Genomic DNA, 14,695 nt, shown 5'->3' with positions numbered 1-14,695 from the left:
GCCTCACGTCGCCACCGACACCACGTGACCCGCCGACGTGCCGTCCTCGATCAGCTTGAGCATGCAGTCGGCGAGGTCGGCGCGGGTGGTGGTGTGGCCGCCGCGGACGCTGAGGTCGCGGGCCGTGCGGTAGCGGTGCGTGCGGCCGGCGTCGGTGAGGCGGGCGGGCCGCACGATCGTCCAGTCCGTACGGGACTCGCGCACCAGCCGTTCGGCCACCGCCAGGTCCGCGTAGACGTGGCGGAGGAAGCGGCGGACGATCGGCTTGAGCGCGTACCGCGAGAAGAGGCCGTCACCGGCGTCGCTCTCCAGCCCGGCGGCGCTGACCATGAGCAGGCGCCGCGTCCCGGTGCGTTCCATGGCGGCCAGGATGGCGCGGGTGCTGCCGGAGCAGACGGTGGTGGGCCCCGTGCCGCGGGGGCCCATCGCGCTGAGCACCGCGTCGCGGCCCGCGACGGCGGAGGCGATGGCGTCGGGGTCCATCACGTCGGCCTGGACGACGTCTGCCCGCTCGCGCAGCTCGGCGGGCAGCCGGTCGGGGCCGCGGACCACGGCGGTGACCTCGTGGCCCAGGTCGAGGCCCTGGCGTACGAGCTCGAGCCCGCTGCCGCCGGTCGCACCGAGAACGGTGATCTTCATGAGGGCTCCCTCCAAGGGGTGAGTGAGTACTCACTACCCTACTCGGAGGGGCCCTCGGGTCACTCGGGGGCGTAGAAGGCGGTGGTGGCGGCCACCGTCGAGGCCACCAGGTCGGGCGAGCCGCCCGCCGCCCGGTGCGCCTCGCCCCACGCCTTGCTGCTGGTCACGATGCAGCGCCGGCCCTCGTCGGTCTCGTGGAAGGTGTCCGCCTCGGGCTTGACGCCGCCGGTCAGGTGCAGGGCCAGACCCAGCAGCCCCAGGTCCCAGCCCACCCCCGTGGCGCCGGGGCCGAACTGCGCCCACATCTCCTCCGGCACCTCCGCCGTGTGCCGCAGCTCCAGCACCGTGCCGCCGTCCTTGGCGGTCAGGCTCACCTCGACCTCGGAGAAGCCGGGGGCGGGGCCGAACAGCCAGCTGATCGCGAACATGCTGGGCGGCTCGCAGCGCAGGATCTCGCCGTGGGCGTTGCCCTCCAGCTGGTAGTGGCCGCCCAGCCGCAGGTCGCCGGTGACCGGCAGGAACCAGCGGGCGATGCGGTCGGCGTCGGTGACGGCCTGCCAGACGTCCTCGATCTCGGCGTCGTAGTGGCGGCGCAGCACCTGCACCTTGCGCTCACCGTCGATCAGCTCGCGGTGCGTCTTGTTGATCTCGTCGACCATGTCCATCAGGAATCCTCTTTCTCTTTTGTGATGCGGCGTTCGCGCTTGCCCCGGGCCAGCTCCGTCGCCAGCGCGTCCAGGCGCTGGTCCCAGAAGGCGCGGAAGCGCTCCAGCCAGGCGTCGATCTCGCGCAGCGGGCCGGGCTCGACGGCGTAGAGGCGGCGGGTGCCCTCCGCCCGTACGCTCGCGAACCCGCTGTCTCGCAGCACCCGCAGGTGCTGCGAGACGGCCGGCTGCGAGATGCCGAACTCCCGCCGGATGACGGCGGTGACCTCGCCTGAGCTCAGCTCGCCGGTGGCCAGCAGCTCCAGGATCCGGCGGCGTACCGGATCGCCGAGGACGTCGAAGGCGTGCACCACCAGAGTGTTTCAGGACCTGCTTATATAAGTCAAATCTTAATCATCGTCGTCGAGCCCGCGGGCGCTCAGCGCCTCGCCCAGCGCGTCGGCGTGCCGCAGCGAGCTGACCACCAGCGGCACCGCGAACGCCCGCAGGCTGCGCTCGACGCCCCTGGCCCGCTGCGCCTCCCTGACCCGCGTGGCCAGCGACGCCACCACCGGCACGCTGCGAATGGTCAGCGACAGCAGCAACGACAGCCGGAACGGGTCCAGCCCCACGAACCTGACCGGCGACAGCAGCCGCTCCAGCGCCGCCATCATGGCCGCCGACCGGGTGGTCAGCGTCACCAGCCCGGCCAGTGCCACCGCCAGCACCACCCGCAACGTCGTGGCGGCGGCCGCGGCCGGCCCGGCGAAGACGAGCTGCACGCCGAACAGCATCACGGCGAACCAGCGCACCGGCTTGACCTGCGCCCACGCCGCCGCCGCGCCGACCCTGGCCAGCGCGTACAGGGCCGCCACCACGACCCCCGCCATGGCCAGCGCGAGCGGCGAGCGCAGCAGCACCAGCGCCGTGCAGGCCAGCGCCAGCGCGGCCAGCTTCGCGCCGGCCGGCAGCCGGTGCAGCGGCGAATCTCCGGGTACGTAGGCGCCGGTGAGGCTGTTCACGCCATCAGCTTCCTGTAGTGGGCGATGGCCTCGGCGGGCGTGCCGTCGGCGGCCACCCGGCCCCCGTCGATCACCAGCACCCGGTCGAACCCCGACAGCAGCGGCAGGTCATGGGTGACCAGGAACACCTGCTGCGGCATCTCCTCCAGCAGCTCCGCCACCTGGCGCGAGTGGCGCAGGTCGAGCAGCGTGGTGGGCTCGTCCATGACGAGGATCTCCGGCTCCAGCACCATCACCGAGCACAGCGCCAGCAGCTGCTTCTGCCCGCCGGACAGGTGGTGCGCGGGATGGTCGGCGTGGCCGGCCAGGCCGTAACGGCCGAGCACCTCGCCCACCCGCCGGTCCACCTCCTCGCGCGTCAGGCCCTTGCGGCGCAGCGAGAACGCGACGTCCTCGGCCACCGTCGGCATGACGATCTGCGCGTCGGGATCGGTGAACAGGAACCCCACACCGCGCCTGATCTTGGCGCCGTCGCGGCGGGTGTCCATGCCGAGCACGGTGACCTGGCCGGACGACGGCAGCGCCAGGCCGTTGACCAGCCGGGCGAGCGTGCTCTTGCCGGAGCCGTTGGCGCCCACCACGCCCACCCGGAGCTCGGGCAGCGCCGCGGTGATGCCGCGCAGCACGTCGCGCGTGCCCAGCCGGACGTGCACGTCAGTGAATTCGATCAACTCTCACACCACCTCGAACAGGGCGGCCACGCCCATCCCGCCGCCGACCGCGGCCGCCGCCAGGCCGAGCGTGCCCTTGGGAGCCGCGGCGCGGACGAGCCCGCCGAACAACCTGGTCACCACCACCGCGCCGGTCGCGCCCCACGGATGCCCGAGCGCCAGCGCACCGCCGCCGGGACACACCCGCTCGTCGTCGGCGCCCAGCGGGTCGAGCCCGAGCGCGTCGGTGACGGCCAGCACCTGCGCCGCGAACGCCTCCACGATCTCCACCACCGCGATCGACTCCATCGCCACCCCGGTACGCGCCAGCACCCGGCGGATCGCCGGCACCGGCCCCCACCCGGGCAACTTGGGATCGCACCCGGCCACGGCCCCGGCCAGCAGCCGCAGACCGGGCAGGCCGTCGCGCAGCCCCTCCGGCACCAGGGCCACGGCGGCGGCGCCGTCGCTGTTCGGGGAGGAGTTGCCGGCCGTCACCGTGCCGCCCGGCACGAACGCGGCTGGCAGCCGGGCCAGCGACGCCGCCCGCAGCGGGCGCGGACGCTGATCGTCGGTGCGGCCCGCGACGGGCACGATCTCCTCAGCGAACCGTCCCGCCGCGCGGGCGGCCAGGGCGCGGGCGTGGCTGCGGCAGGCGTAGGCGTCCTGCCTTTCCCGATCGACGCCCTTGGCCGCGGCCAGCACCTCGGCCGCCGGCCCCATGTCCGGGTCGGGGCTGCCTTCCGGGGTGAACGGCGCCCGCTCGTACGGCGTTCCGGCCCCTCTGAACGTGCGCAGCGGCGCGGTCGAGGCGCTCTCCACGCCTCCGGCGATCACCAGGTCCGCCTCGCCCGCGCGGACGGCCTGACCGGCCAGCAGGATCGCGGCCAGGCCGCTGCCGCACTGCCGGTCCACCGTCACCCCTGGCACCTCGTGCCCGAGGCCGGCCGCCAGCGCGGAGACCCTGGCGATGTTCCCGCCGGGTCCCATGCAGTTGCCCAGCATCACGTCATCGACCGGCCGCCCCTTCAGGTCGCCTGCCACGGCGGCGATCACGGGGGCGGCCAGGTGTTCGGCGGTCAGCGACTTGTACGCGTGCCCGGCCGTGCCGATCGGCGTGCGCCGGGCCGACACCACCACGGGGGTCAGGTCCATGGTCACGTCAGCCGCCTGATGGCCGGGTCGCCGCTCGCCAGCCGGGCCGCCACCAGCGCCCGCGCCGGCTTGCCCGTGGGCGTGCGGGGCAGTTCGGGCACCGCGTACCAGCGGCGGGGCCGCTGCGCCCAGTCCAGCCCGCCGCGCGCGGTCTCCTCCAGCAGGGCGCGCGGGAGCGGCTCGGAGAACGGGGTCTCGATGACCGCCGTCACCACCGCGCCGAGGGAGGGGTGCGGCGAGCCCACCACCACGACGTCTTCCACACCGGGCACTTTGCGCAGCACCTCTTCGACGTCCTCGGGCACGACGGTGGCGCCGCCGGTCTGGATCGCGCCGTCGCCGCGCCCGCGTACGCGCAGCACGCCGCCAGCCCGGTACGGCTCGGCCACGTCGCCCACGCTCACCCAGCCGTCCTCGTCGCGCCGCAGCGGCCCGGCCGCCGCGCCCAGGTAGCCCTCGGCCAGCCACGGCGAGCGCACCCACACCTCGCCCAGCGGCCCCTCGCCGCGCACCTCGATCTCCACTTCGGGAAAGGGACGCAGCCCGCCCCCGTCGGTGTCGGCGGCCACGAACGACAGCTCGGTGGCGCCGTAGTAGGCCACCACGCGCACGCCGGCACGTTCTGCGGCCTGGCGCGTGCCCGGGGCGAGGGCGGCGCCGCCGACCACGGCCACCCGCAGCGAACCCGGCCGTTCCAGCACGTCGGGCAGCCGGTGCGGCACCAGGTGCACCACGCTCGCCTCCGCCAGATGATCGGCCAGGTCGCGGCCCGGCCAGCGTCCCGGCAGCAGCGCCGTGGCGCCGGTGGCCAGGGTGTGCAGGGCGGCGAACGCGTACAGGGAGGAGACCAGCGGGCCGGGCACGAGCACGACGTCGTCGGGGCCGATGCCGGTCAGCGCGTTCAGATGGTGGTAGGAGCCGGTCCAGGAGGCCCGGGTGCGGACGATCGCCCGCGGCCGCCCGGTGCTCCCGGAGCTGAAACAGGCCCAGGCGAGATCGTCAGGCCGGGCGCGCCGCCGCGCGGGGGGCCCAGCCGGGTCGGGCGGAGGCGCAGCGCGCGGCGCCGTCGTCGTCGTCAAGGGAGCGTCGATGGGGCCCGTCGCCGGCGAGGGCGCGTCGATGGGGACCGTCGGCACCGGAGCAATGACCGGGGACGCCGGCAGCGCCGTGCCGATCGGTGACGTGGGCAGCGGTGTGGTGATGGGGACGGTCGGCAGGGGGACGGTGACGGTGGTCCAGCGGGTGTGGTCCCAGGTGTGCTCGCCCACCAGGGGTGTCGCGCCGGCGAGGTCGGCGGCCAGGACGGCGACGAGCAGGTCCACCGGGTCGGCCAGGCCGATGGCCGCCGTCACGCCGGGGCCGACCCCGTTCCCCGCGAGGTGCCGGGCGGCGGCTTCGATGCGGTCGGCGAGCCGCGCGTAGGTCAGCTCGCCGCCGGGTCCGCGCACCGCGAGCCTGGAGGGCTGCTCGGCGGCGTGCGTCAGCACGTGTTCTGCTACGGGCATCGAGCGGTCAACGCCCCCCGCTGAGGCGTTCGTGGTGCACGGCGGGCACCGCGTCGGGGTAGGCCCGCTGGACGCCCCTGACCACCACCGCCGTCAGCGCCGCCTTGATCAGGTCGCCGGGCAGGAACAGGCCGGTGAACCCGGCCGCCGTGCTGAGGGAGACCCCGGTCACCAGGGCCTGCACCGGGATGCCGAACAGATAGATGACGCCCATGCCGCCCGCCACGGACGCCACGAACAACTGGAGCACGCTCGGGCTGCGTCCGGCCCGCTCGACCAGCCAGCCGGTGACGGCCGCGCCGGGCAGCCAGCCGATGAGGAACCCGGCCGACGGCCCGGTGAACACGCCCAGCCCGCCCCGCCCGCCGGCCAGCAGCGGCAGCCCGGCGGCGACCAGCACGTACAGGACCAGGACGGCGAGCGCGCCCCGCCACGCGCCGAGAACGGCGCCGGCCAGCATCACGCCCATGGTCTGCAGCGTGATCGGGACGGCGTTGCCGAAGACGTTCAGTGTGCCGGGCAGGCCCATGACCGCGATGAGCGCGGCGAAGACGGCCACCCGCGCCAGCGTGCCCGTCGCGAGCCTCCTGCGCTGTTTCCCTTCATCCTTCATGGCGTCGATCCCACACCAGAACGGGCGTGCTCAGGCATGGAGGTATCCCACAACATTCCCTCCGATCATCTGCTGGCGATCGATACCGCGCTCACGCGCCGTCCCTGCCGCACGGCGCGGCATCGAACGCGGCAGTTATCCCGTTTTGCTGGGATTTCAGGTCGTCGGCGCTCAGTGTACGGTTCGGCAAGGTGAAGGTGACCGGCCGGGATGCCACCTTGAGGCTGACGCGGATCGTGTCGGGGGTCAGGGTCGTGCGGTCGGGATAGTGCAGGCGTACGCGGTAGTCGCGCACCTCGCCGCCGTCCTCCAGGCAGGCGCGCGCGCCGTTCTCCACCCGTTTCATCAGGCCCTGGTTGATCTGCCTGCCGCGCATGGGCACCAGGTTGTAGCGCATGCTCGCGCCGCGGAAGGAGGCGGCGATGAGGTGACCGCCCTGCCAGTCGCCGCTCCCGCCCCAGTCGCCGACCTTGCCCTCGCACGAGCCGCGCGGGGCGTCCCGGTCGACGAGCGTCTTGGCCACGGCTTCTGCGGGGCGCCCTGCGGCGTCGGTGGTGAAGGTGTGCTCGTAGGCGCGGTAGGTGGCCGACGCTTCGAGCAGTCGCGCACAGGGGGCGGCGTCGGGCTTGAGCACGGGGGCGGAGGCGGCGGCGGTGAGCAGGAGCGCGGTGGCGCTCGCGCCGCCCAGGGCACGGCGAAGTCGGGTCGCGGGCACGGCGGGAGTCCTCTCGGAGCAGGGGGTCACCGCTCAGGAGAGGGGAGGCCGACGGCGTTGAACCGCCCGATCGGCCACCTGTCGGCTTTGTCGCGACTTTCCTGCCCGTGCGAACTTTCACATAACGTTACCGTTCCGCTACTTCACGTGGTTCTCGCAGGTAGGTCAGGCTGCGAGCCGCAAGGCCCGGGCCACCTCCCCGGTCGCCGCCGAGGTCTCGGTGGCGGTGTAACCGCCGCGCAGCGAGGCGTCGAGGTCCTTCAGGCCGTTGCCGCTCAGCGTGATCACCACCCGCAGGCCGGGCTCCAGCCCGCCCCTGGCGTGCAGGTCGAGCAGCCCCGCCAGCCCGGCCGCCGACGCGGGCTCGGCGAAGACGCCGTCGCGGCGGGCGATCAGCCGGTACGCGGCGAAGATCTGCTCGTCGCTCACCGCGCCGATCAGCCCGCCCGACTCGTCCCTGGCCGCGATCGCGCCCTCCCACGTCGCCGGGTGCCCGACGTTGATCGCACTGGCCTCCGTACGCGGCTCGGACACGGGCGCGCCGTGCACCAGCGGAGCCGCCCCGGCCGCCTGGAAGCCCCACATGCGCGGCAGCTCGCCCGGGGAGTAGGCGCGGTAGCCGGTCCAGGTCGCGGTGATGTTGCCGCCGTTGCCGACCGGCAGGCAGTGCACGTCGGGCGCCGCGCCCAGGGCGTCGACGATCTCGTACGCGACCGTGCGCTGCCCGGCCAGGCGCAGCTCGTTGCCCACCGAGTTGACCAGCGCGACGGGGTGGTGGGCGGCCAGCTCGCGGGCGACGCGCAGGCAGTCGTCGAACGTGCCGCCGACCTCGACGATCTCGGCGCCGTACCGTACGGCCTGGGCCAGCTTGCCCAGCGCCACCCGCCCCTTGGGCACGAGCACGGCGGCGCGCAGCCCGGCGCGGGCGGCGTACGCGGCGGCCGAGGCGCTGGTGTTGCCGGTGGAGGCGCAGATCACGGTCGCGGCGCCGGCCTCGGCCGCCCGGCTGATCGCCACGGTCATGCCCCGGTCCTTGAACGATCCCGTCGGGTTCGCGCCCTCGACCTTCAGCCAGACCTCGCAGCCCGTCAGCTCGGACAGGTGGGCCGAGCGCAGCAGCGGCGTGTTGCCCTCGTTGAGCGAGATGGCCGGGGTGCCGGCGGTGACCGGCAGCCAGCGCCGGTAGGGACTGTCGATGAGGCCGTTCCAGGTAGTCATGCCCGAAACCGTAACATTCGTTTCGCTTTCTCGGAATGATGTAACATTCGTCAGCATGGAGAGCGACGCGATCGTGGCCAGGCTCAGCGCCGTCTACGCCGAGCTGCCGCCAGGTGAGCGGGCGGTGGTGCGGGTGCTGCTCGACGACCACCCGTTCGCGGCGCTCGGCTCGCTGCGCGCGCTGGCCGAGCGGGCCGGGGTGAGCCCGCCGACCGCGTCACGGCTGTTCGACCGGCTCGGCTACGCCGGCTTCGCCGACTTCCAGACGGCTGTACGCGACGGCGCCAGAGACCGCTCACGCCTGCTCGAATACGTCACCCGCCCCGAAGACGAGCCCCCGGGCGAGCTGGGCGAGGCGGCCGAGGAGCTGCGCGCCGGCCTCGACGGCACCCTGGCCGCCGTCCCCGCCCAGCTCTGCCATCGCGCCGCGGGAGTGCTGGCCGAGGCCAGGACCGTCTGGGCGCTCGGCGGGCCGCTGAGCGAGCTGGCCGCCGACTACCTCATCCGCCAGCTCGCGGGCCTGCGCCCCGGCGCGCACCGGGTGCCCGAGCCGGCCCACGCGCGCGCACGTACCGTGCTCGACCTGGGCGCGGCCGACCTGGTCGTGGCCTACGACTTCCGCCGCTACTCCCCCGCCACCGCCCGTTTCGTGCGGGCCGCGCGCGGTCGCGGCGCGCGGCTGATCCTCGTCACCGACACCTGGGGCTCGCCGCTGGCCGCCGAGGCGGAGCTGCTCATCGCGCTGCCGCGCGAGGCCGCGGGGCCGATCGCGCCGCTCACCCACGAGATCGCGGTCACCGAGCTGCTGCTCGTCGCCACCGCCGCCCGCCTGGCCCCGGCCGATCGGCTGGCCGACCTCGACGCGCTCACGCAGTCGCTGTGAGCCGCTTGTAGAAGAAGCTGCACTCGCGCAGCGTGCCGTCGGGCGAGCCGGCGTAGTCAGGGACGCTGCCGAAGCGGGTCCAGCCGCAGGTCAGATAGACGTGCTCGGCCGCGCTGCCGGTCTCGGTGTCGAGCATCAGCAGGTCGAGGCCGGCCGCCGACGCCTCCCGCTCGGCGGTGGCGAGCAGGGCGCGCGCGTGGCCGCGGTTGCGCGCCTCGCGGTGCACGATGAGCTTGATGATCTCGCCGCGGTGGCGGGAGTTCGCCTTCGGCGAGGGGACGAGGCCGACAGTGCCCACGACGGCGCCGTCCTCGCGGCAGGCCCACACGATGAGCTCCCCGGCGGCGACGGCGGGGGCCTGCGCGCGCCACCAGGCGGCGGCGTCCTCGATGTCGAACGGCGTGACGAACCCCAGCGAGAAGCCGCCGTCCACGGCGTCGGCCAGCAGCGCGGCCAGCTCCTTGACGCAGGTCTCGAACGCGGCCGGGGACAGGCGGGTGATCGTGCGCATGCGGGCTCCTCCTAGGGCAGGACGACGAAGATCGCGTACCGGACCGGGCCGGGGCCGGGGCAGCGGAACCTGGACGGCCCCCACAGGCGGAAGCGCAGGCAGTCGCCGGCCTCCACGGCATGCGTACGGCCGTCGAAGGTGATCTCCACCGACCCCTCCAGCACCCAGATGTGCTGCTCAAGGCCAGGGACGGGCGGCGCGTCGTAGGCGATGTCGGCGCCCGGCCGCAGCCGCCCCTCCACGACCTCGCCGCGCAGCCCGGGGTGAGGCGGCGAGACGGAACGGCGCACGAACCCGGACGATTCGTCCCGCCACACCTGCTGCGCCCCGGCCGCCACGACCTGCGGCGGCTCAGTTTCGACCTCGGCCAGCAGCCGCGACATCGTCCGCCCGTGCACCTCGCACAGCTTGCCGAGCAGTGCCGCCGTCGGGCTGATCTCGCCGCGCTCCAGCCGCGACAGCGTCGAGCGGCTGATGCCCGACCTGCTCGCCAGCTCCTCGAGCGACCAGTCACGCTCGATGCGCAGCTGGGCGAGGCGGTCGGCGAGCCGGCTCTCCACATCCTCTCTCATATCCGGGATGATATCCCAGATCTGAGAATCAGCGCCGGCGGATCTTGATGTCGCGCATGTCCGTCACGCCGATGCGCAGCACCTCGTACGGCTGCCCGTACGCCTCCAGCGCCGTCATCGCCCCCAGCGCCGCCTCGTCATCGCCGTCCTCCGGCTCGGCCGGCACCTGGCAGCGGAAGGTGAACACCGACACGCTCTGATCATGGGTGAAGGTGCCCGCCTCGGTGAACGCCGTCCCGGCCGCCGCCCGCACCGCCTCCCGCCCGGCGTCGTCGAGCCCCTGGAACTTCCCGCTGATCGTCACCCGGAACATCACGTCACTCCCTTCGTACGGCATAAGCCAGCACCTTCTCGCCGAGCACGCTCTCGGCCGCGTCCAGCAGCTCCAGCACGGCCTCGGCGATGGCGTCCGGCCGCTCGCCCGCGGCCGTGCGGCGGCCGATCTCGCTCAGCGCCAGCGCGTGCAGGCTGCCGATGTGCCAGGCGACCACGCGGGGCAGCGGATCATCCGGCCCCTCGCCGCACTCCTCGGCCAGCAGACCGGCCAGCTCGCCGGTCATGCGCTGGCCCAGGTCCTCCAGCCGCGCGGTCAGCGTGGGCGCGGCCCGCATCATCTCCAGCACCCGCCCGAACCCCGGCGTCAGGCCCACCCGGCGCTCGCGCTCGCGCACCTCCTGCCGCAGCCGCGCCAGCACCGCCCCGGCCGCCGACTCCCCGGGCGCGCGCCCGGCCACGATGTCGGCCAGCCGGCGGGGCGAGGCCTCCTCCGGCGGCAGCACCAGGTCCTCTTTGGCCTGGAAGTAGTTGTAGACGGTGTTCACCGACACCTCGGCGGCGGCCGCGACCTCGGCGATCGTCACGTTGTCGAAACCGTGCTCGACGAACAGGCCGACGGCCACCTCGGAGATGTGCTGCCGCGTGCGGCGCTTCTTCCGCTCGCGCAGTCCTTCAGCCATGCCGCTGGAGCGTACTGTAAAGTTGCAATCCACTGCAATTTTCATCCGCGCACGCCGAAGGGGGCACGTGATCAGTGGTGAGAGAGATCGGCTACGCCGAAAGCTGTGGCGCCGGGCCCGGACGCAACGTCAGCATACGTCCGGCGTGTCTCTCATGTCACAAGCGGCACGCCGGACGTCCGCGTCAGTTCAGCAGCGCGACGAGCTGCTGCTCCTCGTAGTCGAGATGGGCCTCCAGCTCCTTGGTGAGCCGGTCCACACCCGCGATCAAGTCGGCGGGCGCGACGTCGTCGGCCGACAGCAGTGACTTGAGCTCCTCCAGCAGCCGCGCCACCACCTCGTGCTCGGCCCGCAGCCGCCGCATCGCGGGAGCCAGCTCCGGATACTGCCGCTCCAGGCCGGGGAACAGGCCGTTGTCCTCGTGCGAGTGGTGCATGTGCAGCCCCGCGCACATGGTCAGGCAGTTGATCCGCAGCTGCGCTGCCAGGCGCGGCCCCGAGGCGGCGGCCTCCCTGCGGATCAGGGCCAGCTCGCGGCGGAAGGCGTCGTGGATGTCCTTGAGCGCGTCGCCCATGCGCCGCCCGGCCGGCGGCCCGAACTCGGCCTGCACCAGCGCCACCACCGGCAGCGTGCGGCCCGAGCGCTCCTCGTAGGCGGCCCAGCCAGGGTCCATCTCGACGGCGCGGGCGAACACGCGGTCGCGCTCCTCGCCCTCCAGGACCACGGCGTCGGCCGCGTACGTGAAGATGCCGTCCTCCACGGTGACCCGGGGGTCGGCGCGCAGGTTGTGGTACCAGGCCGGGTGCTTGGGCGAGCCGCCGGCCGAGGCGATGACGAGCACACGGTCCTCGTCGGGAAGGTAGCCGAGCGGGGTGGTGTGCGGGGCGCCGGACTTGGCGCCGACGGTGGTCAGCAGCAGTAGCCTGCCGCCCTCGAAGGGGCCGCCGACCTGGCCGCGGTTGGCTCGGAACTCGTCGATGACCTGCTGGTTGAAGTTTTCCGGCATGCTGAAAGAAGGCTCCCTGATGATCGGTGTTTTGGACATGCTTCGACCCGCGCGGACATGCCGGCGCGCGGGTGCTTACGACACCGCAACAGGCATGGGAAGACGCACGGGTGCGGTGTGCTCAGGCACGACCGATGGTGTGAGTGTCCACGGCGTCATCCCCCTTGATTCGGCGCCTCCATGCCTCGACCGTCCTCCCGGCCGGCGACACGCGACGCGACCGCCATTACGCCCATATCGGCCGGAGTCTGTCAACCGATCCCGATCATCGGGATCCTGAGTACAGTAATGAAAGTGAGTAAGACCGATCAGGACGAGCCGGCCTGCTCCATCGAGCGCAGCCTGCAGATCCTCGGCGAGCGGTGGACCCTGCTGATCCTGCGCGAGATCTTCCGCGGCAGGCACCGCTTCGCCGACATCAGAGACTCCCTGGGCATCGCGCCCAACCTGCTCAGCGCCCGGCTGAAGACGCTGGTCGCGGCCGGGGTGCTGCGGACGTACACCTATCAGGAGCCGGGCAGCAGGCAGCGCCGCAGCTACCACCTCACCCCGGCCGGCGCCGACCTGCGGGTGGTGCTGGGCGCGCTGCAGCAGTGGGGCGACGAGCACCGCCCGCGCCCGTCCGGGCCGTCGGCCCTGCGCAGGCGACGCTCCACCGGCGAGCCGGTGCACGTCGCGTTCGTCGACGGCGAAGGCCGCGAGGTGACCGGCGAGGACGTGGTGATCGACCTCCGGCCATGATCGGCGGCATGGCTTTGCCCGAGGTTGAGATACGGCGCGGCCCCACGGGGCAGGCCCACCCAGCACGCCTGCGGCCTCGGCGGGCCAGCGGAGAAAGGAAAGCGCCATGACCTCTGTGCGGGCCGACGCGTCCGGCCAGTTCACGATCGAGAACGTTCTTCCCGTCAACCGGCTCGGTTACGGCACCATGCAGCTCACCGGGAAAGGGGTGTGGGGGCCTCCGGCCGACGAGGACGAAGCCGTCCGCGTGCTGCGCCGCGCGGCCGAGCTCGGCGTCACGCTCTTCGACACCGCCGACTCCTACGGCCCGCTGGTCGCCGAGCCGCTGCTGCGGCGGGCCCTCGCGCCGTACGACGAGAGCATCGTCATCGCCACCAAGGCCGGGCTCACCCGCCAGGGCCCCGACCAGTGGACCCCCGTCGGCCGGCCCGCCTACCTGCGCCAGCAGTGCGAGATGAGCCTGCGCATACTCGGGCTCGAGCGCATCCCGCTGCTCCAGCTCCACCGCGTCGACCCCGAGGTGCCGCTCGAGGACCAGGTCGGCGAGCTCAAGGCGCTCCAGGACGAAGGCAAGATCGCCCACATCGGCCTGTCGGAGGTCAGCGTCGAGCAGATCGAGCAGGCCCGCGCCGTCGCCCCGATCGCCACCGTCCAGAACCTCTACAACCTGGCCGACCGCTCCGCCGAGAGCGTGCTCGACCACTGCGAGCGCAACCAGATCGGGTTCATCCCGTGGTTCCCGCTGGCCACCGGCGGGCTGGTCAAGCCGGGCGGGCCGCTCGACGCGATCGCCTCGCGGCTCTCGGCCACGCCGTCGCAGCTCGCGCTCGCGTGGCTGCTGCGCCGCTCCCCGGTGATGCTGCCGATCCCCGGCACCTCCTCGATCGCCCACCTGGAGGAGAACGTCGCCGCCGCCGGCCTCGAGCTGACCGACGACGACGTCGCCGAGCTGTCGGCCGCCGTCAGCTGACCGAGCCGATCCGGCCCGCACGTCCGGCGAGCACCGCCGCACAGGCGGCCACCGGCGCGGCCCTGGCGGCCCTCCCCCAGCCGCCCCATCACGCGGTGGCCGCCGATGTGCGCCGGGTCGCCGCGGCTCGGCACCGGAAGATCCTGCATGATCCGTCACCTCTCTCGAGCTCGGGCGGTGGCCTCGCGGCACCATCGGCCGGCGCGGCGGCGCCGGCCTGGGGGCGGGACGGTCATCGCGGGCTCCTCGGTAAGTCGCCCTCGACCCCTGATGTACTCTTCGACGGCCGGTAACAGCAACGTGACCAGGTCACTTACGGGTGACGCGGAAACGGGGGGCCGATGTCGCATCAGCGCGAAGCCGACAGGGTGCTGCGTTCGCGGGGCAAGGCGTGTCTCGACCACGATCCCGACGTGCTGCGGTCCGTCCTGGACCGGGTGGCCGATCGGTGGAGCCTGCTCCTGATCGGGCTGCTGGAGGAGAGGCCGATGCGCTTCACCGAGCTGCTGCGGGTCGCGCCCGGCATCTCGCGCCGCATGCTGTCGGTGACGCTGCGCGGCCTGGAGCGTGACGGGCTGGTCAAGCGAGTGGCCTATCCGGAGATCCCGCCCAGGGTCGAGTACGAGGTCACGCCGTTCGGGCGCAGCCTGTCGGAGCCGGTGCTGGCACTGGCCCGCTGGACGCTCGACAACCAGGACACCATCCGCGCCAACAGGGACGCCTTCGACGAGGCGACCGGCGACTGAGCCTGTTACGCCCGGGTGACCACGGTTCTGTTGAAGTAACCGATCACCGGCCTGTAGTCAGTAGTGCGAGGTCGGCGCAGCGCATGACGCCCACCTCGACCTGCGACGTCTCCCCCCGCCACCGCCCTGCCTCCAGGGCCGCTCCGGCT

19 protein-coding genes are annotated in these 14,695 nt (G+C 73.3%); 4 read left to right on the top strand and 15 right to left on the bottom strand.

Annotation, left to right across the window (positions count from 1 at the left end):
- Positions 1 to 3: 3 nt before the first annotated feature.
- The 10 genes from ACFFR3_RS07730 to thrC all read right to left on the bottom strand — a co-directional run bounded on the left by ACFFR3_RS07730 (position 4) and on the right by thrC (position 8,161).
- A complete protein-coding gene (locus ACFFR3_RS07730; RefSeq protein WP_345407065.1) occupies positions 4 to 639 on the bottom strand; it encodes an NAD(P)-dependent oxidoreductase in 636 nt (211 codons plus the stop codon).
- 59 nt (positions 640 to 698) lie between these two features.
- A complete protein-coding gene (locus ACFFR3_RS07725) occupies positions 699 to 1,304 on the bottom strand; it encodes an SRPBCC family protein (protein ID WP_379482831.1) in 606 nt (201 codons plus the stop codon).
- Entirely contained in the window at positions 1,304 to 1,654 is a 351-nt protein-coding gene (locus tag ACFFR3_RS07720; RefSeq protein ID WP_345407059.1) for an ArsR/SmtB family transcription factor, read from the bottom strand. Before ACFFR3_RS07720 ends, ACFFR3_RS07725 begins: the two co-directional genes overlap by 1 nt.
- Before the next feature lie 39 nt (positions 1,655 to 1,693).
- Complete coding sequence (locus tag ACFFR3_RS07715) at positions 1,694 to 2,305, bottom strand: energy-coupling factor transporter transmembrane component T family protein (protein WP_379482830.1); 612 nt, start codon at positions 2,303 to 2,305, stop codon at positions 1,694 to 1,696.
- Positions 2,302 to 2,976, bottom strand: a complete 675-nt coding sequence (locus ACFFR3_RS07710; RefSeq protein WP_379482829.1) for an energy-coupling factor ABC transporter ATP-binding protein — start codon at positions 2,974 to 2,976, stop codon at positions 2,302 to 2,304. The genes ACFFR3_RS07715 and ACFFR3_RS07710 overlap by 4 nt, the downstream gene beginning before the upstream one ends.
- A 3-nt stretch (positions 2,977 to 2,979) precedes the next feature.
- On the bottom strand, positions 2,980 to 4,110 hold the full coding sequence (locus ACFFR3_RS07705) for a thiolase family protein (protein WP_379482984.1): 1,131 nt from the start codon (positions 4,108 to 4,110) through the stop codon (positions 2,980 to 2,982).
- A gap of 2 nt (positions 4,111 to 4,112) precedes the next feature.
- On the bottom strand, positions 4,113 to 5,615 hold the full coding sequence (locus ACFFR3_RS07700) for a class I adenylate-forming enzyme family protein (protein ID WP_379482828.1): 1,503 nt from the start codon (positions 5,613 to 5,615) through the stop codon (positions 4,113 to 4,115).
- Positions 5,616 to 5,622: 7 nt separating this feature from the next.
- Positions 5,623 to 6,228: a biotin transporter BioY gene (locus ACFFR3_RS07695; protein ID WP_379482827.1), complete on the bottom strand. Its 606-nt coding sequence runs from the start codon at positions 6,226 to 6,228 to the stop codon at positions 5,623 to 5,625.
- A 91-nt stretch (positions 6,229 to 6,319) separates the two neighbouring features.
- Positions 6,320 to 6,943 carry a DNA/RNA non-specific endonuclease gene (locus tag ACFFR3_RS07690; protein ID WP_379482826.1) on the bottom strand — a complete coding sequence of 208 codons (624 nt, stop codon included), beginning with the start codon at positions 6,941 to 6,943 and terminating at the stop codon, positions 6,320 to 6,322.
- Positions 6,944 to 7,108: 165 nt separating this feature from the next.
- Positions 7,109 to 8,161, bottom strand: coding sequence for a threonine synthase (gene thrC, locus ACFFR3_RS07685; protein ID WP_345407036.1), 1,053 nt, complete (start codon positions 8,159 to 8,161; stop codon positions 7,109 to 7,111).
- 55 nt (positions 8,162 to 8,216) lie between these two features.
- Between thrC and ACFFR3_RS07680 the strand changes: the two genes are divergently transcribed.
- Entirely contained in the window at positions 8,217 to 9,044 is an 828-nt protein-coding gene (locus tag ACFFR3_RS07680; RefSeq protein WP_364372800.1) for a MurR/RpiR family transcriptional regulator, read from the top strand.
- On the opposite strand, the gene ACFFR3_RS07675 is transcribed toward ACFFR3_RS07680, so the two are convergent.
- The 5 genes from ACFFR3_RS07675 to ACFFR3_RS07655 all read right to left on the bottom strand — a co-directional run bounded on the left by ACFFR3_RS07675 (position 9,028) and on the right by ACFFR3_RS07655 (position 12,089).
- Entirely contained in the window at positions 9,028 to 9,555 is a 528-nt protein-coding gene (locus ACFFR3_RS07675; protein WP_379482825.1) for a GNAT family N-acetyltransferase, read from the bottom strand. The two genes, ACFFR3_RS07680 and ACFFR3_RS07675, sit on opposite strands and share 17 nt — an antisense overlap.
- A gap of 11 nt (positions 9,556 to 9,566) precedes the next feature.
- The gene (locus ACFFR3_RS07670) at positions 9,567 to 10,127 is read right to left on the bottom strand and encodes a helix-turn-helix domain-containing protein (RefSeq protein ID WP_379482824.1); all 561 of its coding nucleotides are present in this window, start codon (positions 10,125 to 10,127) and stop codon (positions 9,567 to 9,569) included.
- Positions 10,128 to 10,155: 28 nt separating this feature from the next.
- Positions 10,156 to 10,464, bottom strand: coding sequence for a DUF6204 family protein (locus ACFFR3_RS07665; protein WP_364372791.1), 309 nt, complete (start codon positions 10,462 to 10,464; stop codon positions 10,156 to 10,158).
- Positions 10,445 to 11,083, bottom strand: a complete 639-nt coding sequence (locus tag ACFFR3_RS07660; RefSeq protein WP_345407021.1) for a TetR/AcrR family transcriptional regulator — start codon at positions 11,081 to 11,083, stop codon at positions 10,445 to 10,447. The genes ACFFR3_RS07665 and ACFFR3_RS07660 overlap by 20 nt, the downstream gene beginning before the upstream one ends.
- Positions 11,084 to 11,267: 184 nt before the next feature.
- Entirely contained in the window at positions 11,268 to 12,089 is an 822-nt protein-coding gene (locus ACFFR3_RS07655) for a nitroreductase/quinone reductase family protein (RefSeq protein ID WP_345407018.1), read from the bottom strand.
- Positions 12,090 to 12,383: 294 nt separating this feature from the next.
- Here ACFFR3_RS07655 and ACFFR3_RS07650 point away from each other — a divergent pair, with 294 nt between their 5' ends.
- The 3 genes from ACFFR3_RS07650 to ACFFR3_RS07640 all read left to right on the top strand — a co-directional run bounded on the left by ACFFR3_RS07650 (position 12,384) and on the right by ACFFR3_RS07640 (position 14,546).
- Positions 12,384 to 12,830, top strand: a complete 447-nt coding sequence (locus ACFFR3_RS07650) for a winged helix-turn-helix transcriptional regulator (protein ID WP_345407015.1) — start codon at positions 12,384 to 12,386, stop codon at positions 12,828 to 12,830.
- 106 nt (positions 12,831 to 12,936) lie between these two features.
- Positions 12,937 to 13,800, top strand: a complete 864-nt coding sequence (locus ACFFR3_RS07645; protein ID WP_345407012.1) for an aldo/keto reductase — start codon at positions 12,937 to 12,939, stop codon at positions 13,798 to 13,800.
- A 341-nt stretch (positions 13,801 to 14,141) separates the two neighbouring features.
- Complete coding sequence (locus tag ACFFR3_RS07640; protein WP_345407009.1) at positions 14,142 to 14,546, top strand: winged helix-turn-helix transcriptional regulator; 405 nt, start codon at positions 14,142 to 14,144, stop codon at positions 14,544 to 14,546.
- The last annotated feature ends 149 nt before the right edge of the window (positions 14,547 to 14,695 follow it).

The organism is Nonomuraea salmonea, assembly GCF_042428605.1.
Classification (GTDB): domain Bacteria; phylum Actinomycetota; class Actinomycetes; order Streptosporangiales; family Streptosporangiaceae; genus Nonomuraea; species Nonomuraea salmonea.
This window is presented reverse-complemented; position numbering and strand designations above follow the sequence as displayed.

Coding starts and splice junctions, on each gene's coding strand:
- ACFFR3_RS07655 (WP_345407018.1), bottom strand. CDS start 12,089: ATGCCGGAAAACTTCAACCAGCAGGTCATCGACGAGTTCCGAGCCAAC.
- ACFFR3_RS07665 (WP_364372791.1), bottom strand. CDS start 10,464: ATGCCGTACGAAGGGAGTGACGTGATGTTCCGGGTGACGATCAGCGGG.
- ACFFR3_RS07645 (WP_345407012.1), top strand. CDS start 12,937: ATGACCTCTGTGCGGGCCGACGCGTCCGGCCAGTTCACGATCGAGAAC.
- ACFFR3_RS07670 (WP_379482824.1), bottom strand. CDS start 10,127: ATGAGAGAGGATGTGGAGAGCCGGCTCGCCGACCGCCTCGCCCAGCTG.
- ACFFR3_RS07700 (WP_379482828.1), bottom strand. CDS start 5,615: ATGCCCGTAGCAGAACACGTGCTGACGCACGCCGCCGAGCAGCCCTCC.
- ACFFR3_RS07695 (WP_379482827.1), bottom strand. CDS start 6,228: ATGAAGGATGAAGGGAAACAGCGCAGGAGGCTCGCGACGGGCACGCTG.
- thrC (WP_345407036.1), bottom strand. CDS start 8,161: ATGACTACCTGGAACGGCCTCATCGACAGTCCCTACCGGCGCTGGCTG.
- ACFFR3_RS07730 (WP_345407065.1), bottom strand. CDS start 639: ATGAAGATCACCGTTCTCGGTGCGACCGGCGGCAGCGGGCTCGAGCTC.
- ACFFR3_RS07660 (WP_345407021.1), bottom strand. CDS start 11,083: ATGGCTGAAGGACTGCGCGAGCGGAAGAAGCGCCGCACGCGGCAGCAC.
- ACFFR3_RS07675 (WP_379482825.1), bottom strand. CDS start 9,555: ATGCGCACGATCACCCGCCTGTCCCCGGCCGCGTTCGAGACCTGCGTC.
- ACFFR3_RS07725 (WP_379482831.1), bottom strand. CDS start 1,304: ATGGACATGGTCGACGAGATCAACAAGACGCACCGCGAGCTGATCGAC.
- ACFFR3_RS07640 (WP_345407009.1), top strand. CDS start 14,142: ATGTCGCATCAGCGCGAAGCCGACAGGGTGCTGCGTTCGCGGGGCAAG.
- ACFFR3_RS07680 (WP_364372800.1), top strand. CDS start 8,217: ATGGAGAGCGACGCGATCGTGGCCAGGCTCAGCGCCGTCTACGCCGAG.
- ACFFR3_RS07705 (WP_379482984.1), bottom strand. CDS start 4,110: ATGGACCTGACCCCCGTGGTGGTGTCGGCCCGGCGCACGCCGATCGGC.